Raw genomic sequence first — 25,302 nt, 5'->3', positions numbered from 1 at the left:
CGGCGCCCTAGCGGGGCAGCTTCACCACGGTCACGAAGAAGTCGTCGATCTGCCGCACGACCTCGATGAACCGGTCGAAGTCGACCGGCTTGGTGACGTAGGCGTTGGCGTGCAGGTTGTAGCTGCGCAGGATGTCCTCCTCCGCCTCCGAGGTGGTCAGCACCACCACCGGGATCGTGCGCAGCGACGCGTCGGCCTTGATGTCCGCCAGCACCTCGCGCCCGTCCCGCTTCGGCAGGTTCAGGTCCAGCAGGATCAGGCCCGGCCGGGGCGCGTCGGCGTACCGGCCCTCGCGCCGCAGGAACTCCAGCGCCTCGATGCCGTCGCGGACCACGTGCAGCTGGTTGCGGATCTTGTGGTGCTCGAACGCCTCCTGCGTCATGAGGGCGTCACCCGGGTCGTCCTCGACCAGCAGTACGTCGATCACGTTCAGCGGGCTGCTCATTGCTCGTCGTCCTCTACTGCCGGGAGGGTGAACCTGAAGGTGGTGCCGGTGTCCGCGGTGGTGTCCAGCCAGATCGAGCCGCCGTGGTACTCGATGATCTTCCGGCACATCGCCAGGCCGATGCCGGTGCCCGGGTAGTCGTCCTTGTGGTGCAGGCGCTGGAAGATCACGAAGATGCGTTCAGCGTACTCGGTGTCGATGCCGATGCCGTTGTCCTTCACGGTGAACGTCCAGAGGTCACCGGTCCGCTCGGCGGTGATCGACACGTGCGGCGGCTCCTCGCCGCGGAACTTGAGCGCGTTGCTGACCAGGTTGCCGAACACGCCGCCCAGCAGGGACTCCTCGCCGCGCACCGTCGGCAGCTCGCCCGCCTCCACCGTCGCGCCGGTGCGCTCGATGACCTCGGAGTAGCTGTCCACCACCTGCTCCACCAGCAGGTCGCAGTCCACCAGGGTCTGCTCGCGGGTGATCCGCCCGACCCGGGAGAACGCCAGCAGGTCGTTGATCAGCACCTGCATCCGCTTCGCGCCGTCCACCGCGAACCGCAGGTACTGCTCGCCGCGTTCGTCGAGCTGACCGGAGTAGCGGCGCTCCAGCAGCTGGCAGAAGCTCGCCACCTTGCGCAGCGGCTCCTGGAGGTCGTGCGAGGCGACGTAGGCGAACTGCTCCAGCTCCGAGTTCGACCGCTGGAGGTCCTTGACGTCGGAGAGGATGCGCGAGCGCATGGCCTCCACGTCCTGGCCGAGCATCACGACCTCGCGCGGCCCGCCCGCCCGCACCTCGTGGGCGAAGTCGCCGGTGGACACCTGCCGCACGTCGGCCGCGAGGCCGGACAGCGGCGCGATCAGGATCCGGTACAGCACCACCGCGATCCCGCTGATGATCACCACCAGCAGCGCGCCCAGGCCGACGACCAGCCACAGCACGTCCCGCGCGACGTCGTCCAGGTCCGTGCGGGCCGCGGCGGCGTCACCGTCGAGCTGCCCGACCAGGCCGTTGATGGCCGTCCGCAGCTGGTCGAACAGCTCCTTGCCCAGCAGGGACTCGGCGGGCTGCGCCTCCGGCCTGCCGGACGAGTCGACCGAGGCGATCAGCGGCCGGGCGTACTCCGACCGCCACCGCTCCGACAGCAGGGTCAGGGCGTCGATCTCGTCGGTCAGGTCGGGGCGCATCGGCACGACCAGCCGCCTGGTGTCCTCGACCGCGTTCCACTCGTCCGCCAGGCCGGCCTCGTAGGGCTCCAGGAAGGCCCGGTTCGCGCTGAGCAGGTACCCGCGCACGCCGGTTTCCTGGTTGATCACCGCGGTGTCGATGCCCAGCACCGCGTCGCGGGCCGGCGCGATCCGGTCGAGCAGCGTGTGGCGGGCGTCGGACAGGGTCGACAGGGCGATCGCCAGGCTGGCGATCGCCACCGCGCTGACGACGAAGAGGAGGGCCACGGCGGCGACGAGCAGCCTGGCCGCGGGCCAGCGGGTGCGGTAGTCCATCAGTCCTGTTCCGAGATCAGCATGACGGCCATGTCGTCGTCGAGTTCCCCGCCGTTGAGCTCCTTGACCCTGGCGATGAGGGTGTCGAGCAGCACGTCCGGGTCCTGCACCTGGCGGATGTCGCCGCCGGTGACCTGCCCGATCAGCTCGATCAGCCGTTCCGAGCCGAGCCGCTCGACGTCGCCGACCACCCGGCCCTCGACCAGGCCGTCGGTGTAGAGCAGCATCGACCAGCCCTGCGGCAGCGGGACGTCCAGGCCGCTCCACGTGCTGTCCGGCAGCACGCCCAGCGGCAGGCCCGCCCGGTCCCGGGGCAGCTCCACCACGCGGTCGCCGACCAGCAGCATCGGCTCGGGGTGGCCGGCCAGGTAGACCCGCGCCCACCGGCGGTCGGGGGAGATGGTCACCATGCAGGCGGTGGTGAACAGGCCCGGCTGGTGGCGCTCGTGCTCCAGAATCTCGTGCAGCGTGCGCAGCACCCGCGACGGGTCCTGGTCGGCCAGCACCAGCGCCCGCCACGCGATGCGCAGGAACACGCCCAGCGCCGCCTCGTCGGGGCCGTGCCCGCACACGTCGCCGATGATCACCTGGAGCGTGCCGTCCGGCCTGCTGACCGCGTCGAAGAAGTCGCCGCCCAGCAGCATCCGGCTGCCGCCGGGCCGGTAGCGGAACTTCACGTCGGGCGCGTCGGGGTGCAGGATGAACGAGGGCAGCAGACCGCGCTCCAGGCGCGTCTTCTCCGCCGCGAGCAGCTGTTCGTCGCGCAGCTGCCGCTGGGTCTCCTCGGCGTGCTTGCGGCCGACCGCGTAGCGGATGCCGCGGGCCAGGCCCAGCCCGTCGACCTGGCCCTTGACCAGGTAGTCCTCCGCGCCCGCGGCCACCGCGCGGGCGCCGTGGTGCTCGTCGTTCAGGCCGGTGAGGACGATGATCGCGACCGGGGCGGGGTGCGCGAGCAGCCGGGTCAGCCCGTCCAGCCCGGTGGTGTCGGGCAGGCCGAGGTCGAGCAGCACGCAGTCGACCTTCGCCAGCAGCACCTCGGCCTCGCGCAGGGTCCGCGCGCGGTGCAGCTCGACGTCGGCGTCCACCTCGTCCAGGAGGGCTTCGACCAGCACGGCATCGCCCTCGTCGTCCTCGACGAGCAGCACGCTGATGCGGTCCACCGCGGTGCGCGGTGCGGGGAGCCCTGCCACGGGGGAGGAGATTAGTCGAACCGGATCAGAGTCGGGTGACGCGGTGCGGCGGGTCGCCGGAACGGGGACGACGACCATGACCGAAGATCCCCCGGTGACGTTCTACCGGATGGCGGCGATGACCGCCCGGCTGCCCCGCCGAGGCCGGGGTTTCTGGTACTCGGTGGCCATCGACCTGCTGTGGCCGCTGGTCGTGCTGTTCGTGCGGATGCGGATGGGCGGCCGGACCAACATCCCCCGGCGGGGGCCCGTGCTGCTCGCCTCCAACCACCTGTCGTTCGCCGACCCGGTGACGCTGACCGCGTTCGCGCTGGTGTCCGGTCGGGTGCCGCGGTACTTCGCGAAGGCGAGCCTGTGGCGGGCGCCGGTCCTCGGGTGGGTGATGTCCTCCGGGCGGCACATCCCCGTCGACCGGGGCACGGCCCGCGCCGGGCACGCGCTGGACGCCGCGCGGACGTCCCTGGAGGAGGGGGAGTGCGTGATCGTCTACCCCGAGGGGACGTTCACCTCCGACCCGGACGGGTGGCCGATGCGGGGCAAGAACGGTGTGGCGCGGGTCGCGCTGACCACCCGGACGCCCGTGGTGCCGGTGGCGCAGTGGGGCACGCGGGAACTGCTGCCGCCCGGCCGGTTCCTGCCCCGCCCGTGGCGGCGGGTGTCGGTGGTGGCGGGCGCGGAGGTCGACCTGTCCGACCTGTACGGGCTGGAGCCGACCAAGGTCGTGCTGGACGAGGCCACCGCGCGGATCATGGGCGCGATCACCGGGCTGCTGACCGGTATCCGTGAGCTGCCGGGCACCGAGACCCGGTGAGCGGGGGTCAGGGCCGGGGTTCGCGCCGGCCCGAGCGCTCCCAGTTGAGGTACTGGCCCGCGACGGTGGACACGCTGGTGAGCAGCCACACCGCCACGCCCGCGTCGTCGGTGACGCCGATCAGCGGCAGCAGCTCGGGCAGCACGTCGATCGGCGAGACGAGGTAGACCAGCGCGAACGCCCAGGTGGCCAGGGTGGTGCCGGGCAGCCCGTACGCCTTGCGCTCCCGGATGAGGCGGGGCAGGGCGCGGGCGCGCTGGAGGACGTTGCCGACCGGCCGGGGTTCGCCGTCGCGCTCCCACCTGCGGCGGCGGCGGACGGACCACAGCACGCCGGCGCCCACGCCCAGCGCGAGCAGGCCGAGTCCGGCGACCACCGGGGGTAGCCCGAGCAGGTCGGCGTCACGCCACAGCAGGGTGCCCGCGCCCAGCAGGGTGAGCACGACGGCTACGAGGATCACGCCCCCATGGTAGGCGGCGCGCCGGGAACTTCCGGTCCCTTCCCGCCCCGACGCCGACGGCGGTCACCCCACCGCCGGGCCCCTTACGACCGGAAGGGGCCCGGCGCGTGCGCGACGGGCCCCCGGTCGGGCGTCTCGGTTCAGATGCCGCAGGAGGGGGCCGACCAGAAGCGGCTGCCCCGGTGGTCGACGTGGGTGTGGTCGTTGTGGCCCGGGTAGCCGGGGCCGAGGATGCCGTTGAAGCCGTGGTTGCGGGCCTGCTGCGCCAGTCGGCACAGCGAGTGCGGGCTCACCCCGAGGTCCACCGCGTCACCGTAGAGGTGCCGGGAGTCCGAGGCTCCGCCCGCCGCGTTGTTGCACGCCACGCTGCGGAAGCCGCTGGTGACGCGGATCGACTGGTCGCCGAGCGCGTGCCGCATGGCCTGGAGCTTCCACATCGACACCAGCGCGTTGAACCGGGCCGTGGCCGCCGACACCCGGCCGCCCGACCAGTCGGAGTTGCAGTTGTTCAGCTCGGCGTAGGAGAAGTTGGCCGGGGTGCAGTCGTCGTCCTGGAGTGCGTAGATGCGCGAGTAGGTCGCGCTGCCCGCCACGCCGTCCGCCCCCAGGCCGTACGCCTGCTGGAAGCGGACCAGCGCGGACCTCGTCGCGGGGCCGAACTGGCCGTCGATGCCGAGCACCGCGCCGGAGCCGGGGTAACCGGCCAGGCGGATCTGCAACTGCCGGACGTCCTCACCGGACGCGCCCTGGGAGAGGGTTCGGTTCCACGTGTAGCAGCCGTCGGCTTGCGCCGTGCCGCCGCCGAGCACGAGCACGGCGGCGACCAGCGCCAACGAGGCGAGGTAGGACAGGAGTCGGGGCACGAGGACCTCCAGACCGTTGAGGTGCAGGGGACCTGGAGCCTGGCGGATGTTGAAAACTTAAGTCAATCTGTCCTCGATGTCCGAAGTTTTCACACATGAGAAATAGTTTGTGAACAGAAGGATCTTCCCGGCGGGCGTCACGCGGGCACGCTCCAGGCCGGCGAGACGTCGTTGTACCCCGCCCAGTGGCGCACGTCGAACCTGCCCGGCCCGGTCCGCCCGCCCAGCGCGATCCCCCGGTCCCGCACCGCGCGCACGGTCCCCGCCGCCTGCCGGTCCAGCAGCCCGTCGATCTCGTCGTCACCCAGCCCGTCGATCTCCTCCCAGAAGGTCAGCACCCGGTTCACGTACAGCGCCACCAGGTGGTCCCGGGCCGCCTCGAACCGACCGCCCGCCACCGCCGCCAGCGCGTCGGCCAGCACGTGCGGCCAGTGCTCCCCGGTCATCCGCAGTCCCCACGGCGCGGGAGCCGCCGCGGCGGCCGACGGGAACAGCCGCCGCACGTCGCCCCGGTGCGCCTCCAGGTACCGCGCCACGCACTCCGCCACCCGCGACACCACCGCCGGGTCCTGCGGCGCCGACGCGCCGTCCACCGCGGCCCGCGCCGCCGGGGCGGCCGGACCGGGGGAGCGCACCGCGTCGGTCCGCAGCACGACGTGGAACAGCGAGTCCAGCACCTGCTGCGGCAACCGCAGGATCTTCGGGAACGGCGAGTTGTGCAGCTTGCGGCCCAGCGGCACCTCCACCACGCGCAGGTGCTCGCGCAGCGCGTTCGCGGTCAGCCACACATCGATGCCGTACAGGTACGCGCTGTCCGGCCGGGGCCAGGCGCGCGCCCGTTCCAGGAACGCCCGGTTGAACGCGAACTCGCCACCGATGGGCTGCTGCACGTGCACCCCGAACACGGCCGCCAGCAGCGGGCTGGCCAGGTGGTTGGTCGTGTTGGCCTCGAACCGGTTGCGCCGGTAGGAGGGCACGGCGAGCGTCGGCTCGTCGTGGTCCACCGCGTCGGCCAGGGCCGAGATCCACCGGGGTTCGGTGGACCGCACGTCCGCGTCGAGCAGGAGCAGCCGGTCCGCGCCGAGGTCGAGCGCCCGCTCCACGATCGCGAACACGTTCGTGCCCTTGCCGGTGCCCTCGCCGCCGGAGCGCGCCACCACCTTGCGGCTGCGCAGCGGTGTCTCGGTGAAGCGCCGGACCGTGTCGTCGGTGCTGCCGTTCTCGGCCAGCACCACCACGTTCGCGCCCCCGGGAAAAGCGAGGTGCAGGCCGGCGTCGGCGGCCGTGGCCACCGCGCCGACCGTGCGCGCCTCGTCGCGGGCCGGGATCCCGACGACGGTGACTCCACTCCGGTTCGCCATGGGAGGGAATGCTTGGTGGCCGGCGTTACGGCGACACGGCATCGAGGTAACAGATGTCCGGACACCGGGGTGCGATCCGGTCCGAACCGGCCGTCGGCGTGCGAAACCCCCTCTTCGGGTGTCACCCCGGGGAACCGGGGGTGGGATTCGGCCGGGCCCTGGTCGACCGGTCCGGGCCCCTGGCCCAGATCCCTCCCGGCCCAAGTCGTCCCTGGCGCAAGTCGTCCCCGGCCCGCTGGCGTCCGGCCCGGTCGTCTGCTTCCCGCTCCCTCAGCGGGGTCGGGCTCGCGGTCCGGTGCGGGCCAGCGGCCTGCCGCCGTGCCCGCGCGTGCGCACCACGGGCGCGTGCGCGGGGACCGGCAGCGGCTGCGACTCCTGCTGCTGCCGGGGGACCTGCGCGTCGAACCGCGCCGGCTCGTAGGGCTGGATCGACTCGTGGGACCGGCCCGGCTCGTGGGGTCGGCCCCACGCCGCCGGTGCGGCCCGCTCCGGCTCGCGGCCGCGGTCCGCCAGGCGCTCGGGCGGGGCCAGGTGCTGCGGACCGCCGCGCGGCGACCCGCCCTCGGCCACCCGGTTCTGCCGCCACAGCTCCGTGGACAGCTTGATCATCGCGGTGGGCGCGTCCAGGCCGACCATCCCCACCAGGCGGCCGTCCTGGACGAAGCCGGTGATGGTCCGGTGGTCCTTCTGGGACCCGGCCAGCGTCGTGGTGTCCTTGCCGAGCGCGGGGATGCCCGACCCCTGTATCCGCATCCCGTACTGCTCGGTCCAGAACCGGGGGACAGGGGTGAACGGCCGCGAGTTCTCCCTGCCCGCCAACAGGTTCTCCGCGGCCGCCCGCCCCATCTCCACCGCGTTGAGCCAGTGCTCGACCCGACGCGGTTGTCCACCGAACCGGAGGTTGGGCCACCGCGCGACGTCACCCGCGGCCACGACGTCGGTCGCGCCGACCACGTGGCACGTGGGGTCGCACAGCACCCCGTCCTCCAGCACCAGACCCGACCCGCGCAACCAGTGGATCGACGGGGAGGCGCCCACCGCGATCACCACGACCGCGGCGAAGAACACCTGCCCGTCGGACAGGTGGATCGCCACCCCGCCCGCCTGGCGCACCCAGTGCCGGATCTTCACGCCCATCGCCATCCGCACGCCCCGCACCCGGTGCGCTTCGGTGACCGTCTCGGCGATGTTCTTGCCGACCGCGCTGCCCAGCAGCGTGGACGACCTGCTCACGATGGCGACGTCACGGCCCATCGCCTTCACCGACGCGGCCATCTCGCACCCGATCAGGCCGCCGCCGATCACCACGACCAGCCCCTGCGTGGAGTTGATCGCCCGCTTGATCGCGACGGCGTCGTCCACGGTGCGCAGCACGTGGATGCGCGGGTCCTGCCGCGGCGCGCCCGCGAGGTGCCGCGGCTCGACCCCGGTCGCGATGACCAGACCGTCGTACTTCAGCTCCTCGCCGCCGGGCAGCCCGACCACGTGCCGGTCGGGCTCCAGGTGGGTCGCGGACGTGCCCAGCCGCCAGATCGCGTTCAGCTCGCGGCTGATGGTCAGCCGCAGGTCCGACGCCGTCAGCTCGCCGTTGATGGCCTCCTTGGACAGCGCGGGCCGGTGGTAGGGCAGGTGCCGCTCCGCGCTCACGATCACGATCTCGCCGCGGAAGCCCAGCTCCCGCAACCGCTCGCCCGCGCGCAGGCCGGCCAGCCCGCCGCCCGCGATGACCACCCGTTCCTCGTTCTTCACCGCACACGCTCCCGCAGCTCGATCGCGCGCATCGGGCACGCGCGCGCGGCGGCCCGCGCCTTGGCGAACTGCTCGGGCGGCGGCCTGCGCTCGTAGCGCAGGCGCTCGTCGTCGACCAGCTGGAACAGCCCCGGCGCCTCGGCCTGGCAGATGCCGTAGCGGTGGCAGCGCTCGTTGTCCACGCTGATGTCGAGCGCGCTGCCGCCCGCGCCGTCGGGCTCGGGCTCGAACCCGGGCTCCGGCTCCAGCATCCCCAGCTTCACCAGCACGTCCGGCGGCAGGAAGCGGGCGATGGCGATGGTCGCGGTCGGGACGAGGACGGTGAGGCCGGCCAGCCACAGCACGGAGAACGTGCCGTTGGCGATCGCGCCGAACCAGGAGTGGACCACCCCGAGCGCGACCGCGGCGTAGGCCAGCTGGTGCCCGCGCAGCCACTTCCGGTAGTAGATCTTCTTGCGCAGGCCCGCGGTGAACGCGATGGCCAGCATCAGCTCCAGCGCCGCGATGCCCAGGGCGTGCCGAAGCGGACCGCCGTCGGCGAAGGGCACCACGAGCCGGAGGTACGAGAACGCGCCGAGCCGCAGCAGGGTGAACGCGAACGCGTGGAGCGAGGCGAAGGCCAGGGCCAGCGTCGCCAGCACCATGTGGCTGTTGCGCAGGCCCTGCCTACCGGTGATCTTGTTGGCCCAGCCGGTCGCGATCAGCACGCCCCAGCACAGGGTGGCGCACATGAACACGTAGGCCAGGCGCGCCGAGATCTGGGCGACGTGGCGCACACCGGCGTCGTGGTCGCCGCCGGTCGCCTGGGCGACCAGCAGCGGAACCTGGGAGAGCACGGGACTTACCTCCGAGATGGCGGGGGAGGACTCTCAGGCGGTGGGGCTGCGACCCGCCCGGCCCGCCGTGCAGGAGTGGTCACGGCGGCCGGGCGGGTCGAGGGGTTCGGTAGGTCTCCGGAACGGTTCGAGCCGTGGTGTCGGTCCGTCCGGCCACCACCTCCTTTCACCTGACGTCGCCGCGGGGCCGCAGCAGGCGCAGGACGCCGATCGTCACCACCACGCCTGCCAGGCAGATGAGGAGCACGACGAGGGGACTGGGGTTGTTCGTGGGGACCACCTGCGCGGCGCGCACCGGGTCCGCGGCGGACGCCGCCTGGTTCACCTGGTTCACCGCGCCCGCGGCCACCGGCTTGGACAGGCCCGAGTCGGTGACCATGTTCGTGCTCTCCAGCAGCGTCATGTGCTTGAGCACGATCTGGTTGCAGATCTGGGCGAACTGCCGGATGGCCTCGTTGCGGGTGTTCGCCCGGACCGTGCCGATGACCGGGAAGATCGAGCCGTGGGCGGCGCGCAGCCGGTTGGCGAACGAGTCGTCGAACGCGGCGCCGGTGCGCGAGCGCATCTCCGCCATCCACGACTGCTGGTCGGCGTTGGCCTCGGCGGGCAGCTCCACCCCCATCTGGGACGCCAGCCGCACCACCCGCTCGTCGAGGAACTCGTGGTCGCTCGCCAGCTGCTGCCCGACGTCCTTGACCCGCTGGCTGGCGGCGCGGGTCTGCGCCTCCTCGCCCATGGGCATCTCCCACAGGCCCGCCAGCCGCACCTTGACCAGCAGCTCCTCGTCCAGCGCGGTGATCGGGCCGAGCGGGGTCTGCTGGACCGGGCCCGCGTCGGCCGGGTCGTCCGCGTGCGCGACACCGGTCGAACCGGACAGGAGCAGCAGGTGCAGGGCCAGCGCGAACGCCGCGAAACGCTTGGCTGACATGGGTCTTCTCGTCCTGGTCACCGTGGTGGTGGTCGTGGTGGTCTTCAGTAGCCGTCGCCCGTGCCCGTATCGGCGTCGGCGTCCGGCTCGGCGTCGGCCTCACCGGCCCCCGTGCCGGAGCCGGAGCCCGCGTCCGCGTCTGCCTCCGCGTCGCCGGCCGTGGCGCCGTCGTTCGCCTGCGCCTTCTTGCCCTCCGGCGTCACCGCGAACCAGGTGCCGTTCCGGCCCTGGCCGGTCAGGTCGCCGGCCTTCTTGTCGCCCGCGTACCGGTAGAGGGGCCACCCGGCGAGCGTGACCTGCCGCCGGCCGTCGGTCCGGGCCACCGAACCGACCAGCGTCGGGTCCACCCCGGAGGTCATGGTGTGCTCCCCGACCAGCACCGGCGGCCACTGCTCCAGGCACGCCGCGTCGCAAGTGGACTTCGACGGTTTCGCGGTGTCCTTGTCGAAGCGGTAGAGGGCGAACCCGCCCGCGTCCGCCACGAACCACCCGACCTGCTTGGACTCGGTCGCCAGCAGCAGCTGGTGGGGCTCCTTGCCGAATTCCGGGTTCTGCTGGAGAGTCGTCGTGCCGGAGTTGGCGCCGGCCGCCCCACCCTGGCCGCCCGCGGTACCGGTGCCGGTCGCGCCACAGGCGCTGACCAGCAGCAACGCCGCGGCTGCCGGAACCAGCGGCAACGCCTTTCGGGTACGTCGACTGGGCATCATTGGTCCTTTCTCCTGCTGGCGGGATCCGCCACAAGGCGCAAGGACCGGGTGGTCGGGTCCTGGCCGTTGAAGCGGATACCGGGAAGTACGGACACGATGCGGTGACGGTTCACGAACAAATCAACCACTTTTTTTGCGGCCAAACCCTCGACGCGGAAGCACTCGGCGCGCTTGGATGCACGGCGTGGCGCGGCACAGACGCAGCACTTCCCCCCAAAGAGAACGCACCTGGCCGGACGTGAGCCCGGAAGACGAGCTGATCCGCAGGCTCTACCAGGAGTTCGGCAGCGCGCTGCTCGGACATGCCATGAGACTGACCGGCAGCGACCGGCAGTGGGCAGAGGACATCGTCCAGGAGACGCTCGTGCGGGCGTGGCGGAACGCCGAGAAGCTGGAGCGGGACCCCGTCCTGCTGCGCTCCTGGCTGTTCACCGTCGCCCGGCGACTGGTCATCGACGACCGTCGGAAGCGGAGCGTCAGACCGCAGGAGTCGGAGTTGACGCCGTCGGACGAAGCCCCGGTGCGGGACGAGGCCGACCGCACCCTGGCGGCGATAGTTGTGGCCGAAGCGATGAACGGACTGACCGAGGAGCACCGGGAGGCTATTCTCGAAACGTACTTGAGGGACCGGACCGTCGGAGAGGCCGCAGCGGTGCTCGGGGTGCCGCCGGGCACGGTGAAATCCAGGGTGTACTACGCGCTCCGCGCCTTGCGGCGGGCGTTGCAGGATCGGGGCTGACGCGCGTGACATCGCCTACGGAGCACATCGACGTGGCGGCGTACGTCCTCGGGGTGTTGGACGAGGACGAGGTCGACGCCTTCGAGAACCACCTGGCCCAGTGCCGGCGGTGCGCGCTCGACCTGCGTGATTTCGCCCAGCTGCCCGACCTGCTCGACGAGGCGAACGCCAACGGCCTGCTGCGCGCCGGAACGGGGGAGCGGCCCGACGGCCGCTCGGTGCGCGCCATGCTGGACAACGTCTCGGACCTCCGCGCGCGCAAGCGCCGGAACGCGGTGCTGGCGGCGGGCGCCGCCGCCGTGCTGCTGGTCGTGCTGACCGCGGTCGTGTCGGTCTACGTCGCCGCGCCGACCGACCAGGTCGCCGGGTCCACCACGTCGGTCCCGGCGCAGACCAACGTGGCCAAGGACGCGCCGGACGCCTCCGGCAGGCTCACCAGGACCGACACGACGACCGGCGTGTCCGCCGACCTCGTCGCGACCCCGCAGCGCTGGGGCATGTCCCTGGAGCTGGAGGTCAAGGGCGCCCAGGGCCCGACCAGGTGCGAGCTGATCGCCAGGTCCAAGACCGGCGAGACGATGGTCCTGGGCTCCTGGCTGGCCTCGTCCCCGACCCCCGACCGAGACCCGGCCCACCTCCAGGCGGCGGTGGGCCTGCGCTGGCACGAGATCGCGGAGTTCGCGATCCGCGACACCAAGACCGGCACCACCCTCGTCCGCCTACCCACCACCTAGCAACCCCACCAGCCAACCCAGAACCCAGGCTCCCCGAACGTACGACCAGCCCGACCTGAACGTACGACTCGCGGGACCTGAACGTACGACTCGCGCGGCGCGAGTGTTCGACACGCGCGCGAGTCGTACGTTCAGGACCACCGTGTCGTACGTTCGCGACCCCCGAGTTCAACGTTCGTGACGCACCAGTACGGTGACTTTTAGTGCCCGCCCGGTACGTGAACCCGTTGGCAGTCAACGACAAGCGAACGCGACACCAAGTCCGACGCAACCCCGGTCCGCCCCCCGCCACCTCCTGACCCGACCGGGGGACCCTGAACGCTGAACTCGGGGGTCCTGAACGTACGACTCGCGGGGTCTGAACGTACGACTCGCGCGTGAGGCGTGTGGTGGGGAGGGTTGAGGTCGGCGGTTGTGGCGCACCAGCGTTCAAGACGGCGGGGATGTGGGGGAGTGGGATGGGTGGGAGCGGCGCTCGGGCGTCGCCGGGGTGGACCGGGAGGTCGTGGTGGAGGTCGGTTTCGTCGGGCTCGGGATCATGGGTCAGCCGATGGCCCTCAACCTGGCGCGTGCCGGGCGGCCGCTGGTGGTGTGGAACCGGTCGCCGCACCGGTGCGAGCCGCTGCGCGAGGCCGGCGCGCTGGTCGTGGACGAGGTGGGGGAGGTGTTCCGGCGGGCCGAGCTGGTCATCGTGATGCTGGCGAACGAGACCGCGATCGACGCCGTGCTGGAGCGCGGCGGCCCTGGCTTCGCCGGCAAGGTGGCCGGTCGCACGCTCGTGCACATGGGCACCACGTCGCCCGGCTTCTCCCACGGCCTCGAAGCCGACGTGCGGGCGGCGGGCGGCCACTACGTCGAGGCGCCGGTGTCCGGCTCACGCGGTCCGGCCGAGGCGGGCGAGCTGGTCGCCGTGCTGGCCGGTGAGCCCGAGGCCGTCGCACGGGTGCGCGAGGTCGTCGGGCCGATGTGCTCGAACGTGGTCGAGTGCGGCGAGGCGCCGAAGGCGCTGCTGATGAAGCTGGCGGTGAACCTGTTCCTGATCACCATGACCACCGGCCTGGTCGAGTCGTTCCACTTCGCCGAGCGGCACGAGTTGGACCTCGGCAAGCTGGTCGAGGTGCTGGACTCGGGGCCGATGTCGAGCAAGGTGTCCCGGGCCAAGACCGGCAAGCTGCTGGCCGGTGACTTCGGGGCGCAGGCGGCGATCGCCGACGTGCTGATGAACAACCGCCTGATCGCCGACGCGGCTCGGGCCGCCGCCATCGCCTCGCCGCTGCTGGACGTGTGCCTGGAGCTGTTCACCCGCACCGAGGAGCTGGGGTACGGCAAGGAGGACATGGCCGCCGTGGTGCGGGCGGTCCGGGAGCGGTCGGACGCGGTGTAGCGCGGGGGCGGGGCGCCTACGATGCGGGGGCGGGGCGCCTACGGTGCGGGGGCGGGGCGCCTACGGTGCGGGGGCGGGGTCAGATGCCGCGCAGGCCGGCCAGGACCCGCTCCATGAGGTCCATCGACGGCCTGCCCTCGGCGTCGATCGGTTCGCCCTGGTGCACGGTGATCAGGCTCAGCTCGGACATGTCCGCGAGCAGCACCCGCGCCACGCCGAGCGGCAGCCGCAGCCGCGCCGCGACCTCCGCCACCGAGTGCGGGTTGCGGCACAGGTCGCTGATCGCGCGGTGCTCGGCGGTCGAGGTCAGGGCGTCCCGGTCGATCCGCTCGTTCGTGGACACGATCGTCTCGATGGCCAGTGTCCGCGCGGAATGCGTGCGGCCGCCGGTTCTGGTGTACGGGCGTACCCGGAGGGTAGACACACCAGCTCCTCGAAGCGGTCGGAAGCGATCTTCACTCGTCTGCGGTCAGGGGCGCTGACGGCACCCGACCCTACGGTTGATCAGGCATTCTGTCTCTAACTTCCCAGGATGTGGGAAGAATTCGACAGGGCTGCGACGGTGTGTGTTCGACCGTTCTCGCGGGGTGTCTGAACCCCTCGGAAGCCATCCCATCATCGAACGGTCGCCCTGTGTTTCCCCCTGGTTCGCCCGGGACGAGGGGTCCCGGGCGCCGTTGGGGACAACCAGGACTAACCGATGGGGGTTGGGTTCGCGATCACGGGCCCGACGCTAGGCACCGGTGGAGCGCTCCCACAACGGTTGTTGACGAAGGTTTGAGGTTCGTCCACCGACTGTCCTCCGGCGACCCGTCCCGAAAGGCCGGATCAGAGGGCCGGATCGGAGGGCCGGACTGGAGGGTGGGGCCGGAGGGCTGGATCGGAGGGCTGGACTGGAGGGCGGGGCCGAAGGGTGCGGCCAGAGGGTGCGGCCGGAAGGCGGGGCCGGAAGGCGGGGCCGGACCGGGGGTGTGCCGGGCCGGCGCCGAACCACTACCCCTCGTCCCCCAGCTTGAGCGCCTCCTCCAGCAGGGCCTCGACGATGCCGGACTCGGGCACGGTCCGCACCACCCGCCCGCGCACGAAGATCTGCCCCTTCCCGTTGCCCGACGACACGCCGAGGTCCGCCTCCCTGGCCTCGCCGGGCCCGTTGACCACGCACCCCATCACCGCGACCCGCAGCGGTTCCGGAAAGCCCTCGAACGCGGCGGTCACCTGCTCGGCCAGCCGGTACACGTCGACCTGGGCCCGCCCGCAGGAGGGGCAGGACACGATCTCCAGCTTGCGCGGCCGCAGCCCGAGCGACGCCAGGATCTGCGCGCCCGCCTTGACCTCCTCGACCGGCGGCGCCGACAGCGAGACCCGGATGGTGTCGCCGATGCCCTCCGACAGCAGCACGCCGAAGGCCACCGAGGACTTGACCGTGCCCTGCACCAGCGGCCCGGCCTCGGTGACGCCCAGGTGCAGCGGGTAGTCGCAGGCGCGGGCCAGCTGCCGGTAGGCGGAGATCACGACCAGCGGGTCGTGGTGCTTGACCGAGATCTTGAGGTCGGTGAAGCCGTGCTCCTCGAACAGGGAGCACTCCCACAGCGCCGACTCCACCAGCGCCTCGGGCGTCGCCCCGCCGTGCTTGTCGTAGAGCCGCTGGTCCAGCGAGCCGGCGTTCACGCCGATGCGGATGGGCACGCCCGCGCCGGCCGCGGCGCGCGCGATCTCCCCGACCCGGTCGTCGAACCTGCGGATGTTGCCGGGGTTGACCCGCACCGCCGCGCACCCGGCGTCGATCGCGGCGAAGACGTAGCGGGGTTGGAAGTGGATGTCGGCGACCACCGGGATGGGCGACTTGCGGGCGATGGCGGGCAGCGCGTCCGCGTCGTCCTGCGACGGCACGGCGACGCGGACGATCTCGCACCCGGCGGCGGTCAGCTCCGCGATCTGCCGCAGCGTGGCCTCCACGTCCGCGGTCGGCGTGGTCGTCATCGACTGCACGCTCACCGGCGCGTCGCCGCCGACGGGCACCCCGCCGACGTCGAGCCTGCGGGACGTCCTGCGCCGCCGTGCGGGCGGGGCGAGCTGAAGGGCGGTCAACTGTGCTCCCCGAGTCGTTTGAGGACGGTGGTGGCGATGCCAGCCGCGTCGAGGCCGTGCGCGCGCAGGATCTCCTCGCGCGTGCCGTGCGGGAGGAAGCCCGCGGGCAACGCGTAGGTGCCGACCCGCGTCGGCGCGCCCACCAGGGCCAACGCCTGCGCCAGCCGGCCGCCGAGGGCGCCGGGGGTGGTGGTGTCCTCCACCGCCAGCACGAGCCGGTGCCCGGCGGCCAGCCGGACCAGGTCCGGGTCCAGCGGCGCGGTCCAGCGGGGGTCGACCACGGTGACCGGCACGCCCTGCCGGGCCAGCTCCTCGGCCGCGGCCAGGCACGGCCCGGCCATCGGACCGACCGCGACGATCAGGCACTCCGCGCCGGGCTCCTGGCGCAGCACGTCGCAGCGGCCCTCCCGGCGCAGCGCCGGGATGTCGGCCGACGCCCCGGCCTTCGGGTAGCGGACGGCGGTCGGGCCGTCCTCCACGGCGACGGCCTCGCGCAGCGTCTCCCGCAGCCGGGCCGGGTCGCGCGGCGCGGCCAGCCGCAGGCCGGGCACGACCGGCAGCACCGAGGCGTCCCACATGCCGTGGTGGCTGGGCCCGTCCGGTCCGGTGACCCCGGCGCGGTCGAGCACGAACGTCACGGGCAGCCGGTGCAGCGCCACGTCCAGCAGCACCTGGTCGAACGCGCGGGACAGGAACGTGGCGTAGACCGCGACCACCGGGTGCATCCCGGCCAGGGCCAGGCCCGCCGCCGAGGTGACCGCGTGCTGCTCCGCGATGCCCACGTCGAAGGTGCGCTCCGGGAACCGGCGGGCGAACCCGTCCAGCCCGGTCGGGCCGCGCATGGCGGCGGTCACGCACACCACGTCGTCCCGCTGCTCGCCGATGCGGGCGATCTCCTCGCCGAACACGTCGGTCCACGTGACCCCGCCGCCCGACCCGCTCGGCGACACCGCGTGCTGGTGGTCGACCAGGTCCCGCTCGGCGGGCGGGTGACCCTCGCCCTTGCGCGTCACGCAGTGCACCACCACCGGCCGCCCCAGCGCGACGGCCTCGACCAGCGCCCGCTCCACCGCGACCGCGTCGTGCCCGTCCACCGGGCCGAGGTAGGGCAGGCCCAGGGCCTCGAACAGCGCGGGCCCGCGGCCGGCGCGCAGCTCCGCCAGGTGCCCGGCCAGGCCGCCCGCGGTCGGCGCGTACGAGCGGCCGTTGTCGTTGAGCACGACCACCACCGGGTGCCGGGCGCCCGCGAGGTTGTTCAGCGCCTCCCACGCCATGCCGCCGGTCAGCGCGCCGTCGCCGACGACCGCCACCACGCGCCGGTCCGAGCCGCGCAGCCGCAGCCCCCTGGCCAGCCCGTCGGCGTAGGAGAGGGCGGTGGAGGCGTGCGAGTTCTCGATGACGTCGTGCGGCGACTCGGCGGCGGACGGGTAGCCGGACAGCCCGCCGGCGCGGCGCAGCGCGTCGAAGGCGTCGGCGCGGCCGGTGAGGACCTTGTGCACGTAGGTCTGGTGCCCGGTGTCGAACAGCAGCACGTCGTGCGGCGAGTCGAACACCCGGTGCACCGCGATGGTCAACTCCACCGCGCCCAGGTTCGGCCCCAGATGGCCGCCTGACCGGCCCACCCGGTCGACCAGGAACCGGCGGATCTCCGCCGCCAGCTCGGGCAGTTGCGAGGGGGCTAAGGCCCGCACGTCACCGGGCCCGGCGATGGCCTCCAGGAGCGTCACCGCGGCCTCACCGCGGCCGGCAGCGTGAACTGGATGGTCTCGCGGGCGGTCTCGCGCACCTGTACGTCCCACGCGCCCAGCGCCTCGATCACCTCGTCCACGAGCCGCGGCGGCGCGGACGCCCCGGCGCTCAGCCCGACCACCCGCACGCCCTCCAGCCACTCCAGCCGGATGTCCGCGGCGTCGTCGACGAGGTGCGCGGGCGTGCCCATCCGGCGGGCCAGCTCCACCAGCCGCACCGAGTTGGACGAGTTCGCCGACCCGACGACCAGCACCAGGTCGGCCTCGTGGGCCACCTCGCGCACGGCTTCCTGCCGGTTGGTGGTGGCGTAGCAGATGTCGGCCGACGGGGGTCCCTTGAGCGCGGGGAACCTCGCCCGCAGCGCGGCCAGCACCTCGGCCGTCTCGTCCACCGCCAGCGTGGTCTGGGTCAGGTAGGACACCCGCCCCGGGTCGGGCACGTCCAGGGCCTCGACGTCCGCGACGCTCCCCACCAGCACGATCCGCTCGGGCGCCTCGCCGAGCGTGCCCTCGACCTCCTCGTGGCCCTCGTGCCCGATCAGCACCACGGTGTCGCCGCGACCGACGAACCGCCTGGCCTCCGCGTGCACCTTGGTGACCAGCGGGCAGGTCGCGTCGACGACCTCCAGGCCCCGGCCGGCGGCCTCCTCGCGCACCGCGGGGGACACGCCGTGGGCCGAGAACACCACGGTCGCGCCGTCTGGCACCTCGTCCAGCTCGTCGACGAAGACCGCGCCACGCGCCTCCAGGTCGGCCACCACGTGGGTGTTGTGCACGATCTGCTTGCGCACGTGGATCGGCCCGCCGCGCTGGTCGAGCAGCCGGTCGACGATGTCGATGGCCCGTTCCACCCCGGCGCAGAACGACCGGGGCGACGCGAGCAGCACAACGGGAAGGACCATGGGCACGGCTCCTCGGCGAGGGAACGCGAGTGGGGCGGGGGCGGTGCGGTGGGGACGGTGCGGGGCGAGGCAGTGCGGGTGCGAGGCGGTGCGGTGCGGTGGGGACGGTGCGGGGTGGTGCGAGGCGAGGCAGTGCGGGTGCGGGGTGGTGCGGTGGGGACGGGGTCCGGGCTCCGGGGGACGGGGCCCGGCGTTCAGCGGGTCAGCGGTCGCGGCGCGTGGCCAGGCGCGCCACGGCGTCCAGCTCCCGCGCCGCCGACTCCACCGGCTCGGCCGCCCGCAGGTGGACCCGGGCCCGCGCCAGCAGGTCGTCGGCCCGGCCCTGGCTCCACGCCCGCGCGCCGGACACCTCGATCAGGTCGGCCGCGCGCGCCAGGTCGGCCCCGGTCAGCTGCCGGTCCGCGTGGTAGAGCTCGTCCAGCTCCCGCGCGGCGGCCGTGTCCGAGGTCAGCGCCGCCACCACCGGCAGCGACTTCTTGCGGTTCTGGAGGTCGGAGAACACCGGCTTGCCGGTCACCTCGGGGTCGCCCCAGATGCCGAGCAGGTCGTCCACGAACTGGAACGCCAGCCCCATCCGCTCGCCGAACGACCGCAGGTGCTCCACCTGGTCCGGTCGCCCGCCGCCGAACAGCGCGCCCAGCGCGCAGGCCGCGCCGAGCAGCGACCCGGTCTTGCACTCGGCCATGCGCACGCACTCGGCCAGCCGCACGTCACCGCGCTCCTCGAACGCCAGGTCCGCGCTCTGCCCGTCGAGCAGCTGCTGCACCGCGGTCGACAGCACCCGGATGCCCTGCTGCGCGCCCGGGTTCCCGCTGCCCGCGAGCACGTCCAGGGAGAGGGTGAGCAGCGAGTCCCCCGCCAGCACGGCCGGGTTGACGCCGAACACGCTCCACGCCGTGGGCCGGTGCCGCCGGGTGGTGTCGCCGTCCATCACGTCGTCGTGCAGCAGCGAGAAGTTGTGCACCAGCTCCACCGCCACCGCCGCGGGCAGCGCCTGCTCCACCGAGCCCCCGACGGCCCGCGCGCCCAGCAGCGCCAGCGCCGGCCGGATGGCCTTGCCCGCGTCCGCGCCGGCGGGCCTGCCGTGCTCGTCCCACCACCCGAAGTGGTAGCCCGCGATCCCCCGCATCGACTCGGGCAGCCGGTCCACCGCGGCCCGCAACGCCGGGTCGACCCCGGCACGGCTCCAGCTCAGCACCTCGCGCGCGGACCGGTGCGCGGGGCTCACGTCCAGGTCGGTCATCGCCACAGCTCCTGTTCGGGGGATGCGCCCGCGGTGCGGGCGGGGGTACGGCAGCCGGGCGCGGCGGGCCCGGCTCCCGTCGAACCGGCGGGACTACGACCGACCGATCTCCACGTTCTCCAACACGCCCAGCGCGTCCGGGACCAGCACGGCCACCGAGTAGTATGCGCTGACCAGGTACGACACGATCGCCTTCTCGCTGATGCCCATGAACCGGGCGTTGATCCCCGGCTGCACCTCGTCGGGCAGCCCCGGCTGGTGCAGGCCGACCACGCCGCTGTCCTGCTCGCCCACGCGCATCGCGATGATGGAGCTGGCGCCGCGGTCGCTGATCGGGATCTTGTTCGACGGGAACAGCGGGACGCCCCGCCAGGTGAGCACCTGCGTGCCGTCGACGTTGGTCGTGCCGGGGTAGAGGCCCCGCTTGCTGACCTCGCGCCCGAACGCCGCGATGGCGCGGGGGTGGGCCAGCATGAACGCGGTCTTGCGCCGGCGGGAGAGCAGTTCGTCCAGGTCGTCGGGGGTCGGCGGCCCGGTGCGGGTGTGGATGCGCTGCTTGAGCTCGGCGTTGTGGAGCAGGCCGATGCGCCGGTTGTTGATCATCTCGTACTCCTGGCGCTCGCGCAGCGCCTCGATGGTCAACCGCAACTGCTGCTCGGTCTGGTTCATCGGGTGGTTGTAGAGGTCCGCCACGCGGGTGTGCACGCGCAGCACGGTCTGGGCCACCTCCAGCTCGTACTCCCGCGGCGCGAGTTCGTAGTCCACGAACGTCGCGGGCAGGTCGGGCTCGCCCTCGTGGCCCGAGGCGATCTCGATGTCCGCCTCGCCGTGCTTGTTCTGCGGCTTGCCGCCGGCGCGGACCAGCGCCTCGACGTGCTCGCGCAGCACGTCGGCCCGGCCGTTGAGCCGCTGGACCGCCTCCTGGCGCAGCACCAGCGCGATCACCGGGGTGACCGCCCGGAAGGTGTGCTCCCAGGTCGCCTCGCCGCCGGTCAGCGCGTCGGAGCCGAAGTGCTCGCCGTCGGCCATGGTGTCCAGCACGGTCTGGTCGCCGTACTCGCCGCGGCCGACCTGCTGGACCTTGCCGTGGGCGATGAGGAAGACCTCGTCGGCCCGGCCGCCGAACTCGGCCAGCACGTCGCCGGGCTCGTACCGGCGCTGCTCGAACCGCTCCGCCAGCGCGACCAGCACGTCGTCGTCGGGGAGGTCGCGCAGCACGGGCAGCTCCCGCAGCTCCTGCGGGATGACCCGGATGTCGGCGCCGGTGCTGATGAAGGTCACCCGGCCGTCGCCGACGGCGTAGGTGAGGCGGCGGTTCACCCGGTAGGTGCCCGCCTGGGTGGTCACCCACGGCAGCTTGCGCAGCAGCCAGCGGGGCGAGATGCCCTGCATCTGGGGCGTGGACTTGGTCGTGCTCGCCAGGTTCCGCGCGGCCGCGGGGCCGAGGCTCTGCCGGCGGTGCTCGGCCTCCTCAGGGGTGAGGCCGGGGTCGGTCACGGTCACGTCAGGTGTCCGATCTGGTCGTGGGGAACTAGTCTTCGCGGCCGATCTGGACGTGCTCCAGCACGCCGACGGCGTCCGGGACGAGGATCGCGGTGGAGTAGTAGGCGCTGACGAGGTAGGAGATGATCGCCTTCTCGCTGATGCCCATGAAGCGCACGTTCAGCCCCGGCTGGTACTCGTCGGGCAGGCCGGTCTGGTGCAGGCCGATGACGCCCTGGTTCTGCTCCCCGGCGCGCAGCAGCAGGATCGAGCTGGTGCGCGCCTCGCTGACGGCGATCTTGTTGCACGGCAGGACGGGGACACCGCGCCACGCGGGGACGTGGTGGCCGTTGAAGTCGATCGTGTCCGGGTAGACGCCGCGCTTGTTGCACTCCCGGCCGAACGCCGCGATCACCCTCGGGTGGGCCAGGAACGCGGTCGGCTCCTTCCACACCGTGGACAGCAGCTCGTCCAGGTCGTCCGGGGTCGGCGGGCCGCTGCGGGTGTGGATGCGCTGCTTGAGGTCGGCGCTGTGCAGCAGGCCGAAGTCGCGGTTGTTCACCATCTCGTACTCCTGGCGCTCGCGCAGCGCCTCGATGGTGAGCCGCAACTGCTGCTCGACCTGGTCCATCGGGTGGTTGTAGAGGTCGGCGACTCGGCTGTGGACCCGCAGCACGGTCTGCGCCACGCTCAGCTCCAGCTCGCGCGGCGCCAGCTCGTAGTCGACGTAGGTGCCGGGCAGGTCCGGCTCGCCGTCGTGGCCCGAGGCGATCTCGATCTCGGCCTCGCCGTGCTGGTTGGACCGGCCGGAGACGCCCGCGAACGCGTGCTGGATGTGCGCCCGCAGGCCGCCGGCCTCGCCGTTGAGCCGCTCGAACACGTCCCACGGCAGGACCAGCGCGATGACCGGCGTGACGGCCTTGACGGTGAACTCCCACTCGCCCTGCGGCCCGGCCAGGACCTGGTCGCCGAAGTAGTCGCCGTCCGCCAGCACGCCGAGCGCGGTCTGGGCGCCGTACTCGCCCTGCCCGATCTTGTCGACCCTGCCGTGCGCGATGAGGTGGACGGTGTCCTGGGGGCGACCGCGCTCGACGATCACGTCACCGGGCTGGTACTCCCGCTGCTCGAAGCGCGCGGCGAGCGCGGTCAGCGCCTCGACGTCGTCGTAGTCGCGCAGCAGCGGCAGCTCGGTCAGCTCCTGGGGGACGACCGAGACGTCCGCGCCGATGTTGGTGAACGTCAGCCGGCCGTCGCCGATGGCGTAGCTGAGCCTGCGGTTGACCCGGAACGCGCCACCCTTCGCCTCCACCCAGGGCAGCACCTTGAGCAGCCACCGCGAGGTGATGTTCTGCATCTGGGGGACGGACTTGGTGGTCGTCGCGAGGTTCCGCGCCGCAGCCCTGCTCAGGCTGAGCTGATGCCGCTCGACCTCGACGTCCGAATCGGTCACAGACACCCGGCACACCGCCAATCGGATTTGGTTCATTGGGCCGGCTTGACGGTAGTGAGGCCGAATGCGTCACGGGAAGCGGCCGATGCGGCGACCCCCTTGAGGGTCATTTCGACGGCCCGTGCGCACTGATAGTGCAACTGGTGAACGACACGGGTAACAACGGGTGATTCTAACGGGGGTGGAGTAGAGTATTCACGCTAAGGTGGAATCATTGCCACGTTCGTACCAGCGTTTTTCACGCGAAGGTGTCGTTGACGAGGGGCTGGGTCACGCTTGCGTGGCGATTCTGTCGAGGTGCGGACAAAAAGTCAGCCTTGTGCGGCGGCCGCTTCATGTTGTCGTGTACCCGATTTTTGCGAGCATGTCGTCCTGGTGGGCCACCGGAAAAAGCGAGAAATGCTCGTTCTCGGCCGGACCGGTCCTCGCGGGGGCGGGTACCACCGGCGCGCACGCCGAAACCGCGCCACCCCGGGAGTTCGGGTGGCGCGGTTCCGGTGTCGGGGTGGTGCGGTGTCGGGGTGGTGCGGAGTGGTGCGGGTGGTGAGGTGTGGTGCGGTCAGGTGGAGTGCGGGCAGGTGTCCCGGTACTCCTCGATCAGGGTGCTGCGGCCCGGCGCCGGGCAGAGGAACTGCTCGTAGCGGGTGTCGTTGTCGATGAACCGCTTGAGCCAGGCGATGCTGTACTTGGCGATGGTGGTGTTGGACGTGTTCGGCGCGAAGTGGCTCGCGCCGTTCAGCTCCAGGTACGCCTTGTCCAGCGTCGAGGGCAGGGACGAGTAGAACGGCTCGGAGTGCGACGACACCGGCGCGATCGAGTCGTTCTCGGCGCCGACGACGAGGGTCGGCACGCGCACGCCGCTCCAGGACTTGTCCGTGTGCCACCCGGTCAGCGGGATCGCGGCCTGGAGGGCCGGCCGCTGCTCGGCCGCGCGCAGGGTGCCGCCGCCGCCCATCGAGTGGCCCATGACGCCCAGCCGGGAGGTGTCGATCCGGCTGCGCACCGTGCTGCGCTGGGTCAGGTAGTCCAGCGCGGCCAGCAGCTGGCTCGCCCGGCTGTCGGGCTGGTCGAGCGTGGTGTTGGTGTCGATGGTGAACACCACGAAGCCCTGGGACGCCAGGCGCGGGCCGAGCCAGGAGATGCTCGACTGCGTGCCGGTGTAGCCGGGGGAGACGGCGATCGCGCCGTAGGTGCCCTCGGCGGTGCTCGTGGGGTAGTAGATGGTGCCGCCGCCGAAGCCGCTCACGACGAGCGAGGACACGGAGGTCTCGGAGGTGGAGAACGGACCGCGCACGGCCTCGATGCTGGAGTTCGAGGGCGCCGGACCGCGGCGGTACTCGGTCTCGGCGGCGTTCGCCTGGGGGGCGACGAGCGCCAGGACCAGGGCGGGGACGAGCGCCGGGATCAGTTTGCGGAGTTGCACGTCGGTGTACACCTCGCTCGGCAGGGAACTGCGGACAGCGACGACCTTGCTCCGCCGCGTCACCACGCCGCATCGGTGCAACCACCGGTCCGCCACGAAAACTAACGCTGGTAGACAACTTCGGCCCGACCCCTTCCGCGAAACGGCCCAGGCCCGTAGAACTGGCCTCATGCTGCGCGGACGTCATCGGCAGCGCGCCGAGGTGGACGCGCTGCTCACCCGGGCCCGAGCCGGGCGCGGTGGCGCGCTGGTGCTGCGCGGCGGTCCGGGGTCGGGCAAGAGCGCGCTGCTGGCGGCGGCCCGCGAGTCCGCGGCCCGGGTGTTCGCCGCTCGCGAGGCCGGTGCCCGGGGGTCCGGTACCCGGGGGTCCGGCGCCCGTGCCGGCCGCTCGGCGGCGTCGGCGCCCGGCGGTCCGAACCCCGGCGGTCCGAACCCCGGTGGTCCGAACCCCGGCGGCCCGACCCGCGGCAGGCCGCTCCCCGATGGGCCGGCGCTCGGCGATCCGGTGCTCGGCGGTCCTGACCCGGGCGGTCCGGCCCAGGCCGAGCCGACACCCGGCACGTCCACCCCGCGCGAAGTCCTCCTGTGCGTGGACGACGCCCACCTGCTCGACGACGCCGCGTGGCTCACCGGCCTGGCCCGGGACATCGCCGACGAACCGGTGGCCCTGCTCATCGCCACCGAGGAGGACATCCCCGGCCTGCCCCGGGTCCGCCTCGACCCGCTCGACCACGCCGACAGCCTCCGCGTCCTGCGCGACCTGCGCCCCGGCCTGCCGCCCGGCCTCGCCGACGCGGTCGCCGACCTCGCCCTGGGCAACCCGCTCGCCCTGGTCGAGCTGACCCGCGCGCTCACCTCGGAGCAGTTGGGCGGCACCGCGCCCCCGCCCGACGCGCTGCCCGAGGACAGCTCGCTGCGCGCCCGGTTCGGCGCGCGCTTCCACGACCTGTCCCCGCAGGCCCGCTACGCGATCGCGCTGCTCGTCGTGGACGACGAGGTCGACGCGGACACCCTGGCCCGGATGCCCGACCTCGACCTGGCAGCCGTCGACCAGGCCCGCGCCCTGCTCGACGGCGGGCCGCTGGTCCGCTCGACCCTGCGCACCGAGATCCCGCTGGCCCTGCGCTACGCCGCGCACGCGGCCCTGGCCGAGGCCCTGCCCGCCGGTCCGCGCCGCACCTGGCACGAGGCCGCCCGCGCGCCCAGCGACCGGGGCGCGTTCGCCGACCGGCTGGCCGACGCCGCCGAGGCCGCCGGCGCTCCCGACGACTA

23 protein-coding genes are annotated in these 25,302 nt (G+C 72.8%); 5 read left to right on the top strand and 18 right to left on the bottom strand.

Annotated elements, in window-relative coordinates; translation table 11 throughout:
* Positions 1-7: 7 nt before the first annotated feature.
* From ACFP3R_RS28210 to ACFP3R_RS28200, 3 genes are read right to left on the bottom strand one after another with little or no spacing between them, the layout of a single operon-like run.
* Entirely contained in the window at positions 8-445 is a 438-nt protein-coding gene (locus ACFP3R_RS28210) for a response regulator (protein WP_380640094.1), read from the bottom strand.
* Positions 442-1,932 (bottom strand): sensor histidine kinase, encoded by a 1,491-nt coding sequence (locus ACFP3R_RS28205; protein ID WP_380640092.1) that lies wholly within the window; start codon positions 1,930-1,932, stop codon positions 442-444. The genes ACFP3R_RS28210 and ACFP3R_RS28205 overlap by 4 nt, the downstream gene beginning before the upstream one ends.
* Positions 1,932-3,122, bottom strand: coding sequence for a PP2C family protein-serine/threonine phosphatase (locus tag ACFP3R_RS28200; RefSeq protein ID WP_380640091.1), 1,191 nt, complete (start codon positions 3,120-3,122; stop codon positions 1,932-1,934). Before ACFP3R_RS28200 ends, ACFP3R_RS28205 begins: the two co-directional genes overlap by 1 nt.
* A 76-nt stretch (positions 3,123-3,198) precedes the next feature.
* Between ACFP3R_RS28200 and ACFP3R_RS28195 the strand changes: the two genes are divergently transcribed.
* Positions 3,199-3,933, top strand: a complete 735-nt coding sequence (locus tag ACFP3R_RS28195; protein WP_380640090.1) for a lysophospholipid acyltransferase family protein — start codon at positions 3,199-3,201, stop codon at positions 3,931-3,933.
* 7 nt (positions 3,934-3,940) lie between these two features.
* Here ACFP3R_RS28195 and ACFP3R_RS28190 read toward each other — a convergent pair whose 3' ends face one another.
* From ACFP3R_RS28190 to ACFP3R_RS28160, 7 genes are all read right to left on the bottom strand, one after another.
* Positions 3,941-4,393, bottom strand: a complete 453-nt coding sequence (locus ACFP3R_RS28190) for a YkvA family protein (protein WP_380640088.1) — start codon at positions 4,391-4,393, stop codon at positions 3,941-3,943.
* 140 nt (positions 4,394-4,533) lie between these two features.
* On the bottom strand, positions 4,534-5,226 hold the full coding sequence (locus ACFP3R_RS28185) for a D-Ala-D-Ala carboxypeptidase family metallohydrolase (protein WP_380640178.1): 693 nt from the start codon (positions 5,224-5,226) through the stop codon (positions 4,534-4,536).
* Positions 5,227-5,393: 167 nt separating this feature from the next.
* A complete protein-coding gene (locus ACFP3R_RS28180; protein ID WP_380640086.1) occupies positions 5,394-6,617 on the bottom strand; it encodes a glycosyltransferase family 2 protein in 1,224 nt (407 codons plus the stop codon).
* A 270-nt stretch (positions 6,618-6,887) separates the two neighbouring features.
* A complete protein-coding gene (locus tag ACFP3R_RS28175) occupies positions 6,888-8,366 on the bottom strand; it encodes an NAD(P)/FAD-dependent oxidoreductase (protein ID WP_380640084.1) in 1,479 nt (492 codons plus the stop codon).
* Complete coding sequence (locus ACFP3R_RS28170; RefSeq protein WP_380640082.1) at positions 8,363-9,202, bottom strand: ferredoxin; 840 nt, start codon at positions 9,200-9,202, stop codon at positions 8,363-8,365. The genes ACFP3R_RS28175 and ACFP3R_RS28170 overlap by 4 nt, the downstream gene beginning before the upstream one ends.
* A gap of 166 nt (positions 9,203-9,368) precedes the next feature.
* Positions 9,369-10,130, bottom strand: a complete 762-nt coding sequence (locus tag ACFP3R_RS28165; protein WP_380640080.1) for a DUF4142 domain-containing protein — start codon at positions 10,128-10,130, stop codon at positions 9,369-9,371.
* A 44-nt stretch (positions 10,131-10,174) separates the two neighbouring features.
* A complete protein-coding gene (locus ACFP3R_RS28160; RefSeq protein ID WP_380640078.1) occupies positions 10,175-10,807 on the bottom strand; it encodes a hypothetical protein in 633 nt (210 codons plus the stop codon).
* A 205-nt stretch (positions 10,808-11,012) separates the two neighbouring features.
* Here ACFP3R_RS28160 and ACFP3R_RS28155 point away from each other — a divergent pair, with 205 nt between their 5' ends.
* The 3 genes from ACFP3R_RS28155 (at position 11,013) to ACFP3R_RS28145 (ending at position 13,694) form a co-directional block, all read left to right on the top strand.
* Positions 11,013-11,576 (top strand): sigma-70 family RNA polymerase sigma factor, encoded by a 564-nt coding sequence (locus ACFP3R_RS28155; RefSeq protein ID WP_084717009.1) that lies wholly within the window; start codon positions 11,013-11,015, stop codon positions 11,574-11,576.
* Between the two features lie 5 nt (positions 11,577-11,581).
* Entirely contained in the window at positions 11,582-12,310 is a 729-nt protein-coding gene (locus ACFP3R_RS28150; RefSeq protein ID WP_380640075.1) for an anti-sigma factor family protein, read from the top strand.
* Between the two features lie 505 nt (positions 12,311-12,815).
* Positions 12,816-13,694: an NAD(P)-dependent oxidoreductase gene (locus ACFP3R_RS28145; RefSeq protein ID WP_465270001.1), complete on the top strand. Its 879-nt coding sequence runs from the start codon at positions 12,816-12,818 to the stop codon at positions 13,692-13,694.
* Positions 13,695-13,773: 79 nt separating this feature from the next.
* On the opposite strand, the gene ACFP3R_RS28140 is transcribed toward ACFP3R_RS28145, so the two are convergent.
* The 8 genes from ACFP3R_RS28140 to bdeA form a co-directional block, all read right to left on the bottom strand.
* Positions 13,774-14,118 (bottom strand): DUF742 domain-containing protein, encoded by a 345-nt coding sequence (locus tag ACFP3R_RS28140; RefSeq protein ID WP_380640071.1) that lies wholly within the window; start codon positions 14,116-14,118, stop codon positions 13,774-13,776.
* A gap of 569 nt (positions 14,119-14,687) precedes the next feature.
* Positions 14,688-15,782: a flavodoxin-dependent (E)-4-hydroxy-3-methylbut-2-enyl-diphosphate synthase gene (ispG, locus tag ACFP3R_RS28135; RefSeq protein ID WP_380640069.1), complete on the bottom strand. Its 1,095-nt coding sequence runs from the start codon at positions 15,780-15,782 to the stop codon at positions 14,688-14,690.
* Positions 15,779-17,509, bottom strand: a complete 1,731-nt coding sequence (locus tag ACFP3R_RS28130) for a 1-deoxy-D-xylulose-5-phosphate synthase (RefSeq protein WP_380640067.1) — start codon at positions 17,507-17,509, stop codon at positions 15,779-15,781. The genes ispG and ACFP3R_RS28130 overlap by 4 nt, the downstream gene beginning before the upstream one ends.
* Positions 17,506-18,432 carry a 4-hydroxy-3-methylbut-2-enyl diphosphate reductase gene (gene ispH, locus ACFP3R_RS28125; protein ID WP_380640065.1) on the bottom strand — a complete coding sequence of 309 codons (927 nt, stop codon included), beginning with the start codon at positions 18,430-18,432 and terminating at the stop codon, positions 17,506-17,508. Before ispH ends, ACFP3R_RS28130 begins: the two co-directional genes overlap by 4 nt.
* A 202-nt stretch (positions 18,433-18,634) precedes the next feature.
* On the bottom strand, positions 18,635-19,675 hold the full coding sequence (locus ACFP3R_RS28120) for a family 2 encapsulin nanocompartment cargo protein polyprenyl transferase (RefSeq protein ID WP_380640063.1): 1,041 nt from the start codon (positions 19,673-19,675) through the stop codon (positions 18,635-18,637).
* A 93-nt stretch (positions 19,676-19,768) separates the two neighbouring features.
* Complete coding sequence (locus ACFP3R_RS28115) at positions 19,769-21,178, bottom strand: family 2B encapsulin nanocompartment shell protein (protein ID WP_380640061.1); 1,410 nt, start codon at positions 21,176-21,178, stop codon at positions 19,769-19,771.
* Positions 21,179-21,206: 28 nt separating this feature from the next.
* Positions 21,207-22,613: a family 2B encapsulin nanocompartment shell protein gene (locus ACFP3R_RS28110; protein WP_380640059.1), complete on the bottom strand. Its 1,407-nt coding sequence runs from the start codon at positions 22,611-22,613 to the stop codon at positions 21,207-21,209.
* A gap of 553 nt (positions 22,614-23,166) precedes the next feature.
* The gene (gene bdeA, locus ACFP3R_RS28105) at positions 23,167-24,030 is read right to left on the bottom strand and encodes a bis(hydroxyethyl) terephthalate hydrolase (RefSeq protein ID WP_380640057.1); all 864 of its coding nucleotides are present in this window, start codon (positions 24,028-24,030) and stop codon (positions 23,167-23,169) included.
* A gap of 169 nt (positions 24,031-24,199) precedes the next feature.
* Here bdeA and ACFP3R_RS28100 point away from each other — a divergent pair.
* The coding region (locus ACFP3R_RS28100; protein WP_380640055.1) for an AAA family ATPase at positions 24,200-25,302 on the top strand (1,103 nt) is incomplete at its 3' end.

The organism is Saccharothrix lopnurensis, assembly GCF_042658445.1.
In the GTDB taxonomy this organism is placed as follows: domain Bacteria; phylum Actinomycetota; class Actinomycetes; order Mycobacteriales; family Pseudonocardiaceae; genus Actinosynnema; species Actinosynnema lopnurensis.
The sequence above is the reverse complement of the archived record's forward strand: the minus strand, read 5'-3'. Positions and strand labels throughout refer to the sequence as shown.